Genomic DNA, 17,708 nt, shown 5'->3' on the forward strand with positions numbered 1-17,708 from the left:
CACTGCGTATATAGGATAGTTGGAGAAAGATCATGGCAAGATACTTGGGTCCCAAGCTCAAGCTCAGCCGCAGAGAAGGTACAGACCTTTTCCTAAAAAGCGGTGTGAGAGCAATCGATTCGAAGTGTAAGCTAGAAACTGCACCTGGACAACATGGCGCACGTAAGCCACGTTTGTCTGAGTATGGTATTCAGTTACGCGAGAAACAAAAAGTTCGTCGTATTTATGGTGTGCTAGAAAAGCAATTCCGTAACTACTACAAAGAAGCTGCACGTCTAAAAGGCAATACTGGTGAAAACCTTTTGCAACTTTTAGAAGTCCGCCTAGATAACGTCGTTTATCGTATGGGTTTCGGTTCTACTCGTGCAGAATCACGTCAGCTAGTAAGCCATAAATCTGTTATGGTTAACGGTCGTGTTGTTAACATTCCGTCATTCAAAGTGTCTGCGAATGATGTTGTAAGCATCCGTGAAAAGTCACGTACTCAAGCTCGTATTAAAGCGGCTTTAGAAGTGGCTGGTCAACGCGAAAAGCCTACATGGGTAGAAGTCGACAATGCGAAAATGGAAGGTGCTTTCAAGCGCGTTCCAGAACGTAGCGATTTGTCTGCGGATATTAACGAACAGCTGATCGTCGAGCTTTACTCTAAGTAAAGCTAACAAACAAGAGAGGACACAATGCAGGGTTCTGTTACAGAATTTCTTAAACCGCGTCTCGTTGATATTGAGCAGGTTAATTCAACTCGCGCCAAAGTTACACTAGAGCCACTAGAACGTGGTTTTGGCCATACCTTAGGTAACGCGTTGCGTCGCATCCTATTGTCGTCTATGCCTGGCTGTGCAGTTACTGAAGTCGAAATTGACGGCGTACTGCATGAATACAGCAGTAAGGAAGGCGTACAAGAAGATATCCTTGAGATATTGCTTAATCTTAAGGGATTAGCAGTGACCATCGAGGGTAAAGACGAGGCTTTGCTTACATTAAGCAAGTCCGGCACAGGCCCTGTTACAGCAGCAGATATCACACATGATGGTGATGTTACCATCGTGAATCCTGATCATGTTATCTGTCACTTGACTGGTAACAATGATATCAGCATGCGTATCCGCGTTGAGCGTGGTCGTGGTTATGTGCCAGCTTCGGCTCGTGCACAGACTGAAGACGATGATCGCCCAATCGGTCGTTTGCTGGTTGATGCTTCTTTTTCACCTGTTGCTCGCATTGCTTATAATGTTGAAGCCGCTCGTGTTGAACAGCGTACTGACTTAGACAAACTTGTGATAGATATGACCACAAACGGTACTATCGATCCTGAGGAAGCAATTCGTCGTTCTGCAACAATTTTAGCTGAACAGCTAGATGCGTTTGTTGAACTACGTGATGTTACTGAGCAAGCTGTTGTAGAAGAGAAACCGGAGTTTGATCCGATTTTGCTGCGTCCTGTCGACGATTTAGAGCTAACTGTACGTTCGGCTAACTGTTTAAAAGCCGAAGCGATTCATTACATCGGAGATCTGGTACAACGCACTGAAGTTGAGTTGCTTAAGACCCCTAACTTAGGTAAGAAATCTCTTACTGAAATTAAGGATGTTTTAGCGTCTCGCGGACTGTCGTTAGGTATGCGTCTAGAAAACTGGCCTCCGGCTAGTTTAGCTGACGACCTATAAGTCTCAGGTTAGTACAGATTTAGGTTATAAGGATTAGGTCATGCGCCATCGTAAGAGTGGTCGTCAACTAAACCGCAACAGCAGTCATCGCCAAGCTATGTTCCGTAACATGGCTTGTTCAATAGTTCGTCATGAGATTATCAAGACAACTGTAGCTAAAGCGAAAGAACTGCGTCGCGTTGTTGAACCTCTAATAACACTTGCTAAAGTTGACAGCGTTGCAAATCGCCGTTTAGCTTTCGCTCGTACCCGCGACGCTGAAGTTGTAGGTAAGTTATTTACTGAATTGGGTCCACGCTTCCAGGAACGTCCTGGTGGTTACACTCGTATTCTTAAGTGCGGTCTACGTACCGGTGATAAAGCCCCAATGGCTTACATCGAGTTAGTAGGTCGTCCTGAAGCTGCTGAAGCTGTTGAAGTTGAAGCTGCTGAGTAATTAATTACTCACCGAAAAACCGAGCCTAGGCTCGGTTTTTTTTTATCTTTTTTTAACTTCGACTTTGTTTCAAACATCATATCTTTTTAGCTGCAATCCATATCCATTTATTGTACAACTTGGTAAATGTCTACTATTTATGCGTAATCTTCTATCTGATTATTTTCACAATCGCTCTCAGCTCGGTCAACGAGATGAACCCAATACTCATTTTCTTGATTCTCTGATCCGATATGTGTCGTACAACTCTGTTTAGTAAAATCGTATTATTGTGTTTGTATTAAGGACATATTAGCAACGTTAACCATGTCTAAGCTTAAGTCGATAATACCAAGTACAAGACGCTAAAGTTGTTCTTATGTTTGCAACAATGGCTATTCCGTTTAAGCCAATGTTCACAGGTTTTGAGCTGCAAACGAACCTTCAACAGAGTTGGTCGAAACCACTTACTGTATGTGTAATATTTTACTGATGTAGGAATATGGCTGACGGCGGGAATGCAATACTGGATCTGTTACTTAACATCACGTTAAGGCTGCGTATTCGACTTGATTAACGTACTTTGAAGTTATACTCAATGACTAGGTTATATGATGCCATTATTGTTAACCGTGGCGTGTAGACATGCTACATAGGTCTTACCATAACTAACTATTATCTATTTGGCCTCAGCTTGGAATCATAAATGGTCATCAAATTCTCTTTTGTATTGCCAACTGTATTGCATTACTTGCAATAGGCTAGTAATGACGCACCGCTGCGCTTAGTTAAAAAAAATGACAAGTTTGATATGAAATAGGCCGAATATTGTCATTTTGCCTTACCTATCTCACTTATTAACCTGAATTGAGGTTATTTAGCATTATTGAGCTGATGCCAAAAATAGAAAATATGGATTAGTCTATAGGTTAAAGCCGTTGTGCTGTGGTTCAAAATCATTGAATCAAAACTGGAATCACAATAAATAGAAGGGTTTTATTGAAACCAGAGTTGTTCATAATTCGATAGGCTTTCATTATAGGTATGACTTACTGTGACTGGCATTGTTCAGTACGCGGAAAATAAGCAGACTTTTAATAGAGACACAACATTTTCAGTTAAGCAGTATTTTACCTTAAATGGATATAATGGTTTTTGCACCGTCACACCATTGTTTCTTATCCTTGCTGAAAATCTTAATGTAAAACTGACAATAGGTTACAAACCTATGTTCAAACTATCCTCTCCGTAATGAGTAGCTAAAATAATAGCAACTATTTGTCGATAACAATTGAAATTTCATTCATAAAAAAAGCCTCCGAAGAGGCTTTTTATTACAAATAGACTTTATTTTTCTTCAAGAGCTTTTTGATTATAGGTCGGTTTTTCATGCGTTTGACCCATAGCTTCAGCAACTTCAGGTGGCATGTAATTTTCATCATGCTTAGCGAGTACTTCAGTGGCCTCTAGTTTTCCTGACTCAACCAGTACACCCTGGGCAACGATACCTTGACCTTCTCTAAATAAGTCTGGTAATAAATCGTCGTATGTAACGGATACAGTCCCACCCGCTGAATCATGTACAGCAAATTCAACGTGTAAGCTGTCTGGATCGCGTTTCATCGATCCCATTGTTACCATGCCACCGATTCGGATACGTTGTCCAAGCTCTGGCTTTACACCCGTATCGTTTTTACCGTGGGTAATTTCATACGGTGTATAGAATAAATTCAAATTTGAATTTAGTGCGTACAATAGTAATGATGCAACAGCAGCAACGCCCGCAATCAATGCAACGGCAAGGGTTAATCTCTTTTTACGTCTTGGATTCACGGTTATTACCTCTTGTTTCTTTCAGGCGTTGTTCACGCGTTATCTTTTTAGCAATTTCGATCAGGACTTTACGTTTTTGTCTGATACTCAGGGTTATTAATGTGGCTAGACAGCCGAACGTTACACCATAGGATAGCCAAACATAAAATGCGTAACCGCCCATATCAAGAAAATCTTTAAATGAATCAAATTGCATTATTTTGCCTCCTCTGCTGTTGCTAAGTCTCTCACCCAAGGGCGCATGCCATTGCGAGCAAGGATCTCTGTTCTATAGCGGATCAAGGTTATCGCTCCAATCATCATCCCAAACCCGAAAATATTAATTAACAGTGGGTATAACATATCGGTCGACATCGTCGATTTTTCTGTGATTCTAATGGTTGATGGCTGATGTAAACTACTCCACCAATCAACGGAATATTTAATAATGGGTATATTAATTACGCCGACAATCGCCAGAATTCCAGAAGCTCTAGCCGCGAGGACTTTATCTTCAAATGATGCATACAGTGATATAACCCCAAGGTAGAGAAACAGTAATACCAGTTCAGAGGTTAAGCGTGCATCCCATACCCACCAAGTTCCCCACATAGGTTTACCCCATGCAGCACCTGTTAGTAAGGCAATAAAGGTAATGACTGCACCAATAGGTGCGATAGCTGCCGCGGCCCAGTCTGCCGATTTTATTTGCCAAACTAAGCCAATAAATGAAGCCACTGCCATACCCATATATGCAGCCATTGACATCGATGCAGCAGGTACATGGATAAAGATGATTCGGTAACTGTCACCTTGTTGGTAATCTGTCGGGGCAAATAATAAACCCCAAATACTGCCTGTTCCAACGAGTAATATTGCTAGAATACTAAACCAAGGCAACAAAGTGCCTGACAGTTTATATGCCCGTTCAGGGTCTGCGTAAGAATGTAACCATTTCCACATTAGTTTGTGCTCACACGTAAAGAGGCGCCAATTGCGAAAGGTGCCAAGATTAAAGAACCGACCAACATTGCGGCAAGAATCGCAAGTTGACCATCATAAGCCATATTCAGTCCTGCAGCATCAATCGCACTAGTGGCAAAAATAAGTACAGGTATATATAAAGGTAGAATAAGTAAACTTAGCAGGACTCCTCCTTTTCGAAGTCCTACAGTCAGTGCAACACCTATCGCACCAAGTAACGACAATATCGGTGTACCTAATGCTAAAGTCGACATCAATGCACCGTAACTATTGTCTTCTAAATGCAACAGTACAGCGAGTAATGGTGCGACTAGAATTAATGGCACACCAGTAAGTATCCAATGTGCTAGAACTTTGGCCAGAACCATTAATGCTAACGGTTGTGGGCTCAGTAGCATTTGTTCTAAGCTGCCATCGTTGTAATCTGCTTTAAATAAACGTTCTAATGACAGCATAGATGCAAGTAAGGCTGCTACCCAGATAATACCAGGTGCTACTCTAGTCAACACTTGAGGTTCTGGTCCAATTCCTAAAGGAAAAAGAGTGACCACTAAAATAAAGAATAACAGCGGGTTAAAAATATCACCTCGATGTCTAATGGCAATTCTTAAATCACGTTGCAAAAGCGTCATGAATGCTGTGGTGTAACTGATTCCTCGTTTCATTCAAATACCTTATACAAAGCGATAGTCGAGAGTGATTTTACGTAGTATGGCATCACTAATAATGCTCATATCCTGATGTGTGGTTAATATTACACATCCACCCGATTCAGCATGTTGAATAAAAAGTTGTTCTAATTCTTCTACACCTTTTTTATCAATTGCGGTAAAAGGTTCGTCGAGGATCCATATTTTACAATTACTGTGTTGTAATCTTGCTAATGCAGTACGTCGATGTTGTCCCGCAGATAAATGACCTGCTAGTGCTTCTTCAAAACCGGTTAAATTGACTTTCGCCAAAATTTCAGTGGTATCGAAATTATCATAGCCACTAATTCTTAAATTGAAGTTAAGATTTTCTTCTGCTGTTAGCTCGCTTTTCACACCCGCTAAATGCCCGAGATAGAGTAAGTCGTGATTAAATTCGTCTCTACAGCGATTGATGTTTTCACCATTATATTCAACTTCACCGGCATAGGGACGTGACAAACCAGCAATAATACGTAAAAGACTGGTTTTACCGGCACCATTAGGACCTTCAACCTGGACAATATCCCCTGCATTGATATTAAAACTCAGTCCATCAAATAGAATGCGCTCTTCCCTAATACAGGTTAATTCGTTGGCACTTAATAGCACTTGTGATTGGTTTGATATGGTCACTTATCCCTCTTATTTTACTTGAGGATGAATTCGAAAAGATATTAACACAAACACTTTTATCGGTTTAGCTTTGTCACTGATTAAGTGCTAGCAATTTGATATGGTTCCAAAATTATGAATTTAGTTTGAACTTTTTCATCGATTACTAATATATTACCTGAACTACACAGATTGTCTCGATTTAGAGGCTAAGCTGAGATTGTTATCACAAAAAGATGAGTTTTTTTGCTAATTGTAGTAATCTATCGTTGCTAAAAATGAGTCTGCCTTCTAAATCAAAGGGCAGCGTTAAGCTTTGTATATTTGCAATTAGGAACGATGAATATGAAAAAATTGTTAGCAATGACTGCAGTAGCTGCCTTAACTTTGTCTGCAAATGTATTTGCTCAAGAAGGTGAAGCTATTTACAATAAAGCGTGTCAAGTATGTCACAGCATGGGTGTGGCCGGAGCGCCTAAAGTTCATGACGCTGCGGCATGGGAACCACGTCTAGCAAAAGGTTTAGATGCCTTAGTTGGTTCGGTTAAGTCTGGTTTAAACGCAATGCCACCAGGTGGTATGTGTACTGACTGTACCGATGAAGATTACAAAAACGCAATTCAGTTTATGTCTAAGTAGTTTTCAACTAAATCAAAAAACCGGCTTTTATAGCCGGTTTTTTTATGGGTTAATTTCAGTGATGCTAACTGAGAACATCACTAATATTACACAATGCTATTGCACTAAGGTATCCAGAGTTAGTGCAGCATTATCACCCACTTTAATGGCTTTAATGGTACCCTTTAGGTCTCCAGGTTGCGGTTTCACGCTGCCATTTTTTGACAGTACCGCAATTATTTCGACTTCTTGTACTGAGCTCAGTGTGACATCGCCACCCATTGAAGTACTATCATCTAATGTGATTGTTGCAGGTAAACTGCTAGCACTGATTTTAGTTGCCGCTAACGGTACTTTTGGACCTTGCGTTGCTCGTGCGAAAATAAACACAGTATCGCTATCGGCCACTTTGTCTGCTAATTCTGGAGCAATAGAAACTTCAATTGCGACTGTCTTCGCATTGCTCGTAACTACTGGCTTTTGAGTTGAATCACCATTAGGCATTGCCGAACCTTCATTAAGGCGCATGTTTGCAGATTCAATTGCATTCATTAATGCTGTTCTATCAACATCATCTCGATCGCTGTCTAAGATCATCTGCCAAGCATTGATAGCTTTGTTGTAGTCAGCGGTAAAGAATGCATCCATGCCAACAAGAAGTAGTGTAGAGGGGTCTTGTGGGTCTAACGCTAAAGATTGATCAATCACAGCTTGAATCGCCGGCGACATCTGCTGATTTGCTTTATAGTATAGCGCAGTCGCTTTAGGCCCAAGGAGTTCAGCTTGCGTGCCGACGAGTTCCATTACCTTATCAAATGCGCCAATGGCTTTATCATATTGGTTGGCAGATATATAAGCATGACCAAGGCTAAACCAAGCTTGGCTATCGTCTGGCTGTGCCTGCACTTTTGCTTCCATCATTTGTACCCGTTGCGACATTATTTGCGCCGGATCCATGCCTTGATGAGGATTGCTTGCTTGAGGAGGATTGGCTAATTCGTTATAAGCACCTAAGTGTTGATATAGGTAACCGGAAACAGCCAATAAGCACAAGGTCATAAAAGCAGGCCATAATGCGTTTTTTGATTTAATTTCTACATCAAGGGAGTCATCACCTTTTTGTTGCATGTCCTGAAGTAGATTTATCTCTAATTCTTTCTTTAATGCTTCGAATTCGACTTGATCCAAAAGCTCGTCATGTAATTCTTTTTCAAGAATTGTTAACCGCTCAGCAAAAAGTTCAAGGTTAGTTTGTCTACGAACGCCAGACTCTTCGGCTTGTAACAGTTTTGTTTGGCGAAAGTGTGGAACCCAAATCATGATTAGGCCGATGAGTACGACAAGCGCAATAAAAATCCAAAATGTGGTCATTATGTCAATATTCACTTTTAGGTTAACAGAGAAAGCGGCATTTACCGCAGTGCTTGGAACTTCGATTATACGTAAAGATTATTAATTGAATAGTAATATAAGGAAGATATGAATCCAAATCCTGATAGTTGCGTACTGGTTCACAGATTGAATGGTTTGACTAACTAATAGCGAAACTTTATATCAGTAATACTGTCAGACAAGTTGCCAAAAAAATTCGTTTTGGTTGAATCGGTGTTCATAATGAGACTGGTGACCCAATTTTGTACGAAAATGGCAGACATATGTCATAGCAAGTTCTAAAATGCGTTAAAATTCGTTTAAGCTAATGTGCGTATATTAGTTTCATCGCATTAATTAGTACTGTCGTGATTTGTTTGTTTCAGATCCGCTAATTTTTTTAGACTAAGGAATACCCATGATTCCAGAACTTGGACATTTCTCGCTAATTCTCGGTTTGGCTTTTGCCTTACTGCTAGCTAGCGTGCCGTTATATGGTTCCGCACGTAAAGACCAGTATCTTGTTCGATATGCCTGGCCACTGACATACGGAATGTTTTTTTTCATCAGTCTCTCCGTTATAGCACTAGGGTACAGCTTTGCTGTTGATGATTTCTCTGTGGCTTATGTCGCCCATCACTCTAATTCTCAACTACCAATATTCTTTAAAATTGCGGCGGTATGGGGTGGTCATGAAGGTTCATTATTATTCTGGGTATTCGCGTTGTCTGTATGGACTGCATCAGTAGCACTATTTAGTAAGGGCTTAGAAGAAGTCTTTACCGCAAGGGTGTTATCTGTTTTAGCGATGATTGTTGTTGGCTTCAGTTTATTTATGATCCTTACATCAAGTCCATTTGAACGGATATTTCCTATTCCTCTAGAAGGGCGAGATTTAAATCCAATGTTGCAAGATGTTGGCTTAATCTTCCACCCACCAATGTTGTATCTAGGGTATGTGGGTTTTTCAGTCTGTTTTGCCTTTGCTATTGCAGCCCTCATGAGTGGCAGACTTGATTCTGCTTGGGCACGCTGGAGTCGTCCATGGACATTAGCGGCATGGATATTTCTAACTGGCGGTATTTCACTTGGTTCTTGGTGGGCTTACTACGAATTAGGTTGGGGCGGCTGGTGGTTCTGGGACCCAGTTGAAAATGCATCATTTATGCCTTGGTTAGTCGGTACTGCTTTAGTGCACTCATTAATTGTGACGGAAAAGCGTGGGGCATTCCGTAACTGGACTGTATTGCTGTCTATCTTTGCCTTCTCATTAAGTTTACTCGGCACCTTTATTGTACGTTCTGGTGTGCTTACGTCAGTGCATTCATTTGCAGCAGATCCAAGTCGTGGTTTGTTTATCTTGCTGTTGTTAGGTATTGCCATTGGTGGTTCGTTAACTCTGTTTGCTTTCCGAGCCAGTGAAATGAGCAGTCCAGCACGATTTGAGCTTAAATCGAAAGAAACCATGTTGCTAATCTGTAATGTGTTACTCACTGTTGCTGCAGGTACTGTGTTGCTGGGTACGCTTTATCCTTTATTGATAGATGCATTAGGCATGGGCAAGATTTCCGTCGGACCTCCATATTTTAATGCTGTATTTGTACCTATCGTATTAGTGCTATTTGGCTTTATGGGTATTGGTCCAATTATTCGCTGGAAGAAATCTAAAGCAGGCGAAATTAAAAAACAGTTACTTATTCCAGCTATTATTGCATTAGTTACCGGTGTCGCTGCTCCATTTATTGCTGGTGGCCAATTTAATGCTTGGGTGATGTGTGGTGTGGCTGCTACAGCATGGATCATGCTATCCACTTTTCGCGCTGCTTATAATATGGTGAGCGATAAAGAAGGTGGTATTAGTCTTAATCGAATTGGACGTAGTCAATTAGGAATGCTTTTCGCTCACTTTGGTATTGCTGTGTCGGTAATGGGGGCTACTATTGTCTCTAACTATTCGATTGAAAAAAGCGTCCGTATGGGTCCTGGTATCAGCCAAGAACTAGCAGGTTACACATTTAAGTATTTAGAAACTAAAAATGTTGTCGGTCCTAACTATACCGCTCAACAAGGTCAGATTGAGATTTACAAAGATGATGAATTTATCACTTTACTCAAACCTGACCGTCGTCAATACAATGTACGGACTATGGATATGACTGAAGCGGGTATTGATTGGGGATTATTCCGCGATTTATATGTCACTATGGGTGATCCCATTAGTTTAACCGAGTTTGCGGTGCGTCTTAATTACAAACCGTTTGTACGTTGGTTGTGGTTTGGATCAATCTTTATGATGATTGGTGGCTTCCTGGCAGCATCCGATAAGCGTTATCGTGTAAAGCAAGCTGCGACAGATGAAGCAGTAAAAGCAAAATTAGCGACTGCTTAATATACTCGGAGACATTATGAAGAAGTTTGTACTGTTTATACCTTTGGTTATATTTTTGGGTATGGGCGTGTTTTTATACAAAGGATTATTTCTCAATCCTAAGGTGCTTGATTCTGCATTAGAAGGAAAGCCAGTTCCGGCTTTCCAACTTGAGCGCTTAGAAGTGCCTAGTGAAGTGTTAACTGAGAAAGATCTTCCAGCAAAAGTGTCTATGTTGAACTTTTGGGCAACTTGGTGTCCAGCATGTAAGTATGAGCATCCTTATTTGATGATGCTGTCTAAACGTAACTTGTTACCTATATATGGTATCAACTATCGTGACGAGCGAGCATTAGCTGTTAAGGAGTTAACTACTCAAGGTGATCCATACACAGTGAACATCTTTGACAAAGATGGCCGCTTAGGTCTTGATCTTGGAGTATATGGAGCACCGGAAACTTTTATAGTCGACCACAACGGTATTATTCGTTATCGCTATGCCGGTCCTATAGATCAAACGGTATGGACACAAACCTTGTATCCAATGATCCAGCAATTACAAGCTGAAGCTAAAGTCGATGGAGCATCGTAATGAAATTCATATTTAAAATGATGGTGGCTTGTACGAGTTTACTTTTTACTCTGACGGTAATGGCGACACCTGTTGATACTTATGAATTTCAATCGGTAGATAATCAACAAAGAGCATTGTCACTAGCACACCAATTGCGTTGCCCACAGTGTCAGAATCAAAACTTAGTCGATTCAAACTCTCCGGTTGCGCAAGATTTACGTCTTGAAGTGTATACGATGGTCGATAGTGGTAAGTCAGATTCAGAGATTATTGAATTTATGACCAGCCGCTATGGCGATTTTGTCTTATACAATCCAAAGTTAGACTCGAAAACTTATATTCTATGGCTTGGTCCATTTGGGTTACTTGTTTTAGGTCTCTTTATTGGTTTTATCTTTGTGCGTAAGCAACGTATACAGGCATCTGAATCGACAACCTTGTCAACAGAGCAACAAGCTGAGTTAGATGCGTTATTAAATCGTAGTAAGACAACTAAGTAACCGATTGGAGTATTAACTTTGAAACAGTGGTTTGCGTTTATTTTCACTTGTCTCATTCTTATGGGGACAGCAGGTCCGGTAAATGCATACCCAGGCATGCAAGCAGCGGCCAAGCAAACCACTGAATCAACACTCGATCGCATAAACATATTGCCGCAACCATTCCCAATTGCGCTAGTCGATTTTACTGATCTTGTTGGTCAGTCGGTTAACTTTGAACAATATAAGGGTAAAGTGGTTGTTGTGAATCTTTGGGCTACTTGGTGTCCACCTTGTGTTAGAGAACTTCCAGCACTCGATCGATTAAATCAAACTCTAAATGCACAAAATTTTGCTCTACTGCCTATTTCTATTGATGCTGAAGCTGTGACTATTGTGCAACCATTTTTAGAGTCTCTTGGATTAGGCCGGTTTAATTCGTATTTCGATCCGCAACAACAACTACGTGATGTCTTCCCGCTTGATACGATACCTGCAACATTTATCTTAAATGAACAAGGTGAGCTGGTGGCTTATGTTCGTTCGTATGTCGATTGGGACGATTCAAATGTGGTGACTTTCCTTGAACAGTTCCGCCAGAACGCTAAAGAAGTACAATAAACCGTCATAAAGTCGCTTAAAATACGAAAAAGGATCGCTTTTGGTGAAAAGATCGCCAAGCGATCCTTTTTTATTAAAAAAGGCCTTGCGCAAAACCGTGTGGTGCCTATAATGCGCATCCACTGACACGGCAGACAGCGCAAGCGGTTACTGAGTCAGGTTGAATTAAGTGCTTCAAAACACAGAGTTCAAGGCGAAAAGAAAGTTTGAAAAAACACTTGACGCCAACCCGGGAAAGCGTAGAATACGCACCCCAAGCCAACGACCTAGCGTCAACGGCCGCTGAATGAAAAATCGAAAGATGTTCATGTTAGCAACGTTCTTTAACAATCTAAACAAGAAATCTGTGTGGACATTCACAGGTATTGAGTTATTCGAAATTGTCTTCTGTTCTTCGGAATGTTGGCAATCAAAAAATTACAACTCAATGCAACGATGAGTGTTCATAGTAATATGTACAAACATTATTTAGATTCTTCCGAGTCTAATGAATGAAATCAGAATTCATTGAGCCGAAAGCTTTGTTCTTATTTATAAGAGTGGGGTTTTCAAAAGAACTTTAATTGAAGAGTTTGATCATGGCTCAGATTGAACGCTGGCGGCAGGCCTAACACATGCAAGTCGAGCGGTAACACAAGGGAGCTTGCTTCTGAGGTGACGAGCGGCGGACGGGTGAGTAATGCCTAGGGATCTGCCCAGTCGAGGGGGATAACAGTTGGAAACGACTGCTAATACCGCATACGCCCTACGGGGGAAAGGAGGGGACCTTCGGGCCTTCCGCGATTGGATGAACCTAGGTGGGATTAGCTAGTTGGTGAGGTAATGGCTCACCAAGGCGACGATCCCTAGCTGTTCTGAGAGGATGATCAGCCACACTGGGACTGAGACACGGCCCAGACTCCTACGGGAGGCAGCAGTGGGGAATATTGCACAATGGGGGAAACCCTGATGCAGCCATGCCGCGTGTGTGAAGAAGGCCTTCGGGTTGTAAAGCACTTTCAGTAGGGAGGAAAGGTAATAGTTTAATAAACTATTACTGTGACGTTACCTACAGAAGAAGGACCGGCTAACTCCGTGCCAGCAGCCGCGGTAATACGGAGGGTCCGAGCGTTAATCGGAATTACTGGGCGTAAAGCGTGCGCAGGCGGTTTGTTAAGCCAGATGTGAAATCCCCGGGCTCAACCTGGGAATTGCATTTGGAACTGGCGAACTAGAGTCTTGTAGAGGGGGGTAGAATTCCAGGTGTAGCGGTGAAATGCGTAGATATCTGGAGGAATACCGGTGGCGAAGGCGGCCCCCTGGACAAAGACTGACGCTCATGCACGAAAGCGTGGGGAGCAAACAGGATTAGATACCCTGGTAGTCCACGCCGTAAACGATGTCTACTCGGAGTTTGGTGACTTAGTCACTGGGCTCCCAAGCTAACGCATTAAGTAGACCGCCTGGGGAGTACGGCCGCAAGGTTAAAACTCAAATGAATTGACGGGGGCCCGCACAAGCGGTGGAGCATGTGGTTTAATTCGATGCAACGCGAAGAACCTTACCTACTCTTGACATCCACAGAAGAGACCAGAGATGGACTTGTGCCTTCGGGAACTGTGAGACAGGTGCTGCATGGCTGTCGTCAGCTCGTGTTGTGAAATGTTGGGTTAAGTCCCGCAACGAGCGCAACCCCTATCCTTATTTGCCAGCACGTAATGGTGGGAACTCTAGGGAGACTGCCGGTGATAAACCGGAGGAAGGTGGGGACGACGTCAAGTCATCATGGCCCTTACGAGTAGGGCTACACACGTGCTACAATGGCGTATACAGAGGGTTGCAAAGCCGCGAGGTGGAGCTAATCTCACAAAGTACGTCGTAGTCCGGATCGGAGTCTGCAACTCGACTCCGTGAAGTCGGAATCGCTAGTAATCGTGGATCAGAATGCCACGGTGAATACGTTCCCGGGCCTTGTACACACCGCCCGTCACACCATGGGAGTGGGCTGCAAAAGAAGTGGGTAGTTTAACCTTCGGGAGAACGCTCACCACTTTGTGGTTCATGACTGGGGTGAAGTCGTAACAAGGTAGCCCTAGGGGAACCTGGGGCTGGATCACCTCCTTACCTATACGACTAACTCAATACCTAAAGTGCAGAGATGCATGTGAGTGTTCACACAGATTACTTGTTAACTTCTTCGGAAGTAGAGTGAAACACACCGCTTGCCGGTTAAGTGTTGTTCTTTAACAATTTGGAAAGCTGATAGTACTAACTAAAGGCGCATGAATGACGATTCGTTGTTATTGATGTGATGATGTTAGTGCGAAAAACGTTAATGCGAAAGCATTAACACTTGAGTTCTCAAAACACTGTTTAAGTGTCTTGAATATTCTAAAAAACTAAGGCGAGTCCACTTCCTGGTCGGAGGTGAGACAAGTAAAAACCAGCTGGTCATGATATGACCCAGATGTTCACGCAAGTGAAACTCATTTGGGTTGTATGGTTAAGTGACCAAGCGTATACGGTGGATGCCTTGGCAGTCAGAGGCGATGAAGGACGTAATAACTTGCGAAAAGCGTTGGCGAGCTAGTAATAAGCATTTGAGCTAACGATATCCGAATGGGGAAACCCAGCAGCATAAGCTGTTATCACTACATGAATACATAGTGTAGTGAGGCAAACCCGGGGAACTGAAACATCTAAGTACCCGGAGGAAAAGAAATCAACCGAGATTCCCCTAGTAGCGGCGAGCGAACGGGGATTAGCCCTTAAGTCTATGGGGTGTTAGTGGAATGTGTTGGAAAGCACAGCGGCACAGGGTGATAGCCCCGTACATGAAAACTAACCATAGATGAAAACGAGTAAGGCGGGACACGTGACATCCTGTTTGAATATGGGGGGACCATCCTCCAAGGCTAAATACTCCTGACTGACCGATAGTGAACCAGTACCGTGAGGGAAAGGCGAAAAGAACCCCTGTGAGGGGAGTGAAATAGAACCTGAAACCGTATACGTACAAGCAGTGGGAGCGGTTCTTGAGACCGTGACTGCGTACCTTTTGTATAATGGGTCAGCGACTTACATTTTGTAGCGAGGTTAAGCGAATAGCGGAGCCGTAGGGAAACCGAGTGTTAACTGCGCGTTTAGTTGCAAGGTGTAGACCCGAAACCGAGTGATCTAGCCATGGGCAGGTTGAAGGTTGAGTAACATCAACTGGAGGACCGAACCGACTTATGTTGAAAAATGAGCGGATGACTTGTGGCTGGGGGTGAAAGGCCAATCAAACTCGGAGATATCTGGTTCTCCTCGAAAGCTATTTAGGTAGCGCCTCGAGCGAATACCATTGGGGGTAGAGCACTGTTAAGGCTAGGGGGTCATCCCGACTTACCAACCCTTTGCAAACTCCGAATACCAATGAGTACTACTCGGGAGACAGACAGCGGGTGCTAACGTCCGTTGTCAAAAGGGAAACAACCCAGACCGTCAGCTAAGGTCCCAAAGTGTATGTTAAGTGGGAAACGATGTGGGAAGGCTTAGACAGCTAGGATGTTGGCTTAGAAGCAGCCATCATTTAAAGAAAGCGTAATAGCTCACTAGTCGAGTCGGCCTGCGCGGAAGATTTAACGGGGCTAAACATACCACCGAAGCTACGGGTGCATTTCTTAGGAAGTGCGCGGTAGAGGAGCGTTCTGTAAGCGGTTGAAGGTGAAGGGGTAACCCACACTGGACGTATCAGAAGTGCGAATGCTGACATGAGTAACGATAAAGGGAGTGAAAAACTCCCTCGCCGGAAGACCAAGGGTTCCTGTCCAACGTTAATCGGGGCAGGGTGAGTCGACCCCTAAGGTGAGGCCGAAAGGCGTAATCGATGGGAAACAGATTAATATTTCTGTACTTCCGCTAACTGCGATGGAGAGACGGAGAAGGCTAGGCTAGCGCGGCGTTGGTAGTCCGCGTTTAAGGTGGTAGGTTGATTTCTTAGGCAAATCCGGGAAATCGTACTTTAATGTACAGGCTGAGAGCTGATGACGAGTCACTAAGGTGATGAAGTAGTTGATGCCATGCTTCCAGGAAAATCTTCTAAGCTTCAGGTTAGTGGGAATCGTACCCCAAACCGACACAGGTGGTCGGGTAGAGAATACCAAGGCGCTTGAGAGAACTCGGCTGAAGGAACTAGGCAAAATGGTACCGTAACTTCGGGAGAAGGTACGCTCTTGTTGGTGATGAGACTTGCTCTCTAAGCTGACGGGAGTCGCAGATACCAGGTGGCTGCAACTGTTTATCAAAAACACAGCACTGTGCAAAATCGCAAGATGACGTATACGGTGTGACGCCTGCCCGGTGCCGGAAGGTTAATTGATTGGGTTATCTTCGGAGAAGCTCATGATCGAAGCCCCGGTAAACGGCGGCCGTAACTATAACGGTCCTAAGGTAGCGAAATTCCTTGTCGGGTAAGTTCCGACCTGCACGAATGGCGTAATGATGGCCACGCTGTCTCCAGCCGAGACTCAGTGAAGTTGAAATTGCGGTGAAGATGCCGTATACCCGCGGCTAGACGGAAAGACCCCGTGAACCTTTACTATAGCTTGGCACTGAACATTGAACCTACATGTGTAGGATAGGTGGGAGACTTTGAAGCTTGGACGCTAGTCTGAGTGGAGTCAATCTTGAAATACCACCCTTGTAGTTTTGATGTTCTAACTCTGGCCCCTTATCGGGGTTGAGGACAGTGCCTGGTGGGTAGTTTGACTGGGGCGGTCTCCTCCCAAAGAGTAACGGAGGAGCACGAAGGTTGGCTAAGTACGGTCGGACATCGTACGGTTAGTGCAATGGCATAAGCCAGCTTAACTGCGAGACATACACGTCGAGCAGGTACGAAAGTAGGTCATAGTGATCCGGTGGTTCTGAATGGAAGGGCCATCGCTCAACGGATAAAAGGTACTCCGGGGATAACAGGCTGATACCGCCCAAGAGTTCATATCGACGGCGGTGTTTGGCACCTCGATGTCGGCTCATCACATCCTGGGGCTGAAGTCGGTCCCAAGGGTATGGCTGTTCGCCATTTAAAGTGGTACGCGAGCTGGGTTCAGAACGTCGTGAGACAGTTCGGTCCCTATCTGCCGTGGGCGTTGGATGATTGAAGGGAGCTGCTCCTAGTACGAGAGGACCGGAGTGGACGAACCGCTGGTGTTCGGGTTGTCATGCCAATGGCATTGCCCGGTAGCTACGTTCGGAATCGATAACCGCTGAAAGCATCTAAGCGGGAAGCGAGCCCTAAGATGAGTCATCCCTAGAGCTTTAAGCTCTCTAAAGGGCCGTAGGAGACTACTACGTTGATAGGCAAGGTGTGTAAGCGTTGTGAGGCGTTGAGCTAACTTGTACTAATGACCCGTGAGGCTTAACCATACAACCCAGATGGGTTTTACTGATACGACTTAGTATTAGAATGAGGCGCTTAAACAGTGGTCATAAAATGCTCCATGCGTTTATGACATCAAGTACATCCGTGTACTTGT

14 protein-coding genes and 2 rRNA genes are annotated in these 17,708 nt (G+C 43.5%); 10 read left to right on the plus strand and 6 right to left on the minus strand.

Annotated features, from left to right (window positions below; all coding sequences use genetic code 11):
• The first annotated feature begins 32 nt into the window (after positions 1-32).
• From rpsD to rplQ, 3 genes are read left to right on the plus strand one after another with little or no spacing between them, the layout of a single operon-like run.
• Positions 33-653, plus strand: a complete 621-nt coding sequence (gene rpsD / locus CXF88_RS00230) for a 30S ribosomal protein S4 (protein ID WP_011635662.1) — start codon at positions 33-35, stop codon at positions 651-653.
• Positions 654-677: 24 nt separating this feature from the next.
• Entirely contained in the window at positions 678-1,667 is a 990-nt protein-coding gene (rpoA, locus tag CXF88_RS00235) for a DNA-directed RNA polymerase subunit alpha (RefSeq protein WP_011635663.1), read from the plus strand.
• Positions 1,668-1,707: 40 nt separating this feature from the next.
• A complete protein-coding gene (gene rplQ, locus CXF88_RS00240; protein ID WP_011635664.1) occupies positions 1,708-2,103 on the plus strand; it encodes a 50S ribosomal protein L17 in 396 nt (131 codons plus the stop codon).
• A gap of 1,326 nt (positions 2,104-3,429) precedes the next feature.
• Here the strand turns inward: rplQ and ccmE are convergent.
• Genes ccmE through ccmA form a run of 5 tightly spaced genes read right to left on the minus strand, consistent with a single transcriptional unit; the run spans position 3,430 to position 6,203 of the window.
• A complete protein-coding gene (ccmE, locus tag CXF88_RS00245; protein ID WP_101084806.1) occupies positions 3,430-3,915 on the minus strand; it encodes a cytochrome c maturation protein CcmE in 486 nt (161 codons plus the stop codon).
• Positions 3,899-4,111, minus strand: a complete 213-nt coding sequence (gene ccmD / locus CXF88_RS00250; RefSeq protein ID WP_011635666.1) for a heme exporter protein CcmD — start codon at positions 4,109-4,111, stop codon at positions 3,899-3,901. The genes ccmE and ccmD overlap by 17 nt, the downstream gene beginning before the upstream one ends.
• Complete coding sequence (locus tag CXF88_RS00255; RefSeq protein WP_101084807.1) at positions 4,111-4,857, minus strand: heme ABC transporter permease; 747 nt, start codon at positions 4,855-4,857, stop codon at positions 4,111-4,113. The genes ccmD and CXF88_RS00255 overlap by 1 nt, the downstream gene beginning before the upstream one ends.
• A complete protein-coding gene (gene ccmB / locus CXF88_RS00260) occupies positions 4,857-5,543 on the minus strand; it encodes a heme exporter protein CcmB (RefSeq protein WP_011635668.1) in 687 nt (228 codons plus the stop codon). Before ccmB ends, CXF88_RS00255 begins: the two co-directional genes overlap by 1 nt.
• A gap of 9 nt (positions 5,544-5,552) precedes the next feature.
• Positions 5,553-6,203, minus strand: a complete 651-nt coding sequence (gene ccmA, locus CXF88_RS00265) for a cytochrome c biogenesis heme-transporting ATPase CcmA (RefSeq protein ID WP_101084808.1) — start codon at positions 6,201-6,203, stop codon at positions 5,553-5,555.
• Positions 6,204-6,527: 324 nt separating this feature from the next.
• Between ccmA and CXF88_RS00270 the strand changes: the two genes are divergently transcribed.
• A complete protein-coding gene (locus CXF88_RS00270; RefSeq protein WP_101084809.1) occupies positions 6,528-6,821 on the plus strand; it encodes a c-type cytochrome in 294 nt (97 codons plus the stop codon).
• A 96-nt stretch (positions 6,822-6,917) separates the two neighbouring features.
• Here the strand turns inward: CXF88_RS00270 and ccmI are convergent, their stop codons facing one another.
• Positions 6,918-8,171, minus strand: coding sequence for a c-type cytochrome biogenesis protein CcmI (gene ccmI / locus CXF88_RS00275; RefSeq protein ID WP_101084810.1), 1,254 nt, complete (start codon positions 8,169-8,171; stop codon positions 6,918-6,920).
• A gap of 418 nt (positions 8,172-8,589) precedes the next feature.
• Between ccmI and CXF88_RS00280 the strand changes: the two genes are divergently transcribed.
• From CXF88_RS00280 to CXF88_RS00305, 6 genes are all read left to right on the plus strand, one after another.
• On the plus strand, positions 8,590-10,560 hold the full coding sequence (locus tag CXF88_RS00280; protein ID WP_101084811.1) for a heme lyase CcmF/NrfE family subunit: 1,971 nt from the start codon (positions 8,590-8,592) through the stop codon (positions 10,558-10,560).
• A 16-nt stretch (positions 10,561-10,576) separates the two neighbouring features.
• The gene (locus CXF88_RS00285) at positions 10,577-11,131 is read left to right on the plus strand and encodes a DsbE family thiol:disulfide interchange protein (protein ID WP_011635673.1); all 555 of its coding nucleotides are present in this window, start codon (positions 10,577-10,579) and stop codon (positions 11,129-11,131) included.
• On the plus strand, positions 11,131-11,613 hold the full coding sequence (nrfF, locus tag CXF88_RS00290; protein WP_101084812.1) for a heme lyase NrfEFG subunit NrfF: 483 nt from the start codon (positions 11,131-11,133) through the stop codon (positions 11,611-11,613). Before CXF88_RS00285 ends, nrfF begins: the two co-directional genes overlap by 1 nt.
• Positions 11,614-11,673: 60 nt before the next feature.
• Positions 11,674-12,213: a TlpA disulfide reductase family protein gene (locus CXF88_RS00295; RefSeq protein WP_101085349.1), complete on the plus strand. Its 540-nt coding sequence runs from the start codon at positions 11,674-11,676 to the stop codon at positions 12,211-12,213.
• 560 nt (positions 12,214-12,773) lie between these two features.
• Positions 12,774-14,316 (plus strand): 16S ribosomal RNA (locus CXF88_RS00300).
• 377 nt (positions 14,317-14,693) lie between these two features.
• Positions 14,694-17,598: ribosomal RNA gene (locus CXF88_RS00305) — 23S ribosomal RNA — on the plus strand.
• Together the 16S and 23S rRNA genes form the textbook arrangement of a ribosomal RNA operon.
• Positions 17,599-17,708: the final 110 nt, after the last annotated feature.

Source organism: Shewanella sp. ALD9, from assembly GCF_002836315.1.
Classification (GTDB): domain Bacteria; phylum Pseudomonadota; class Gammaproteobacteria; order Enterobacterales; family Shewanellaceae; genus Shewanella.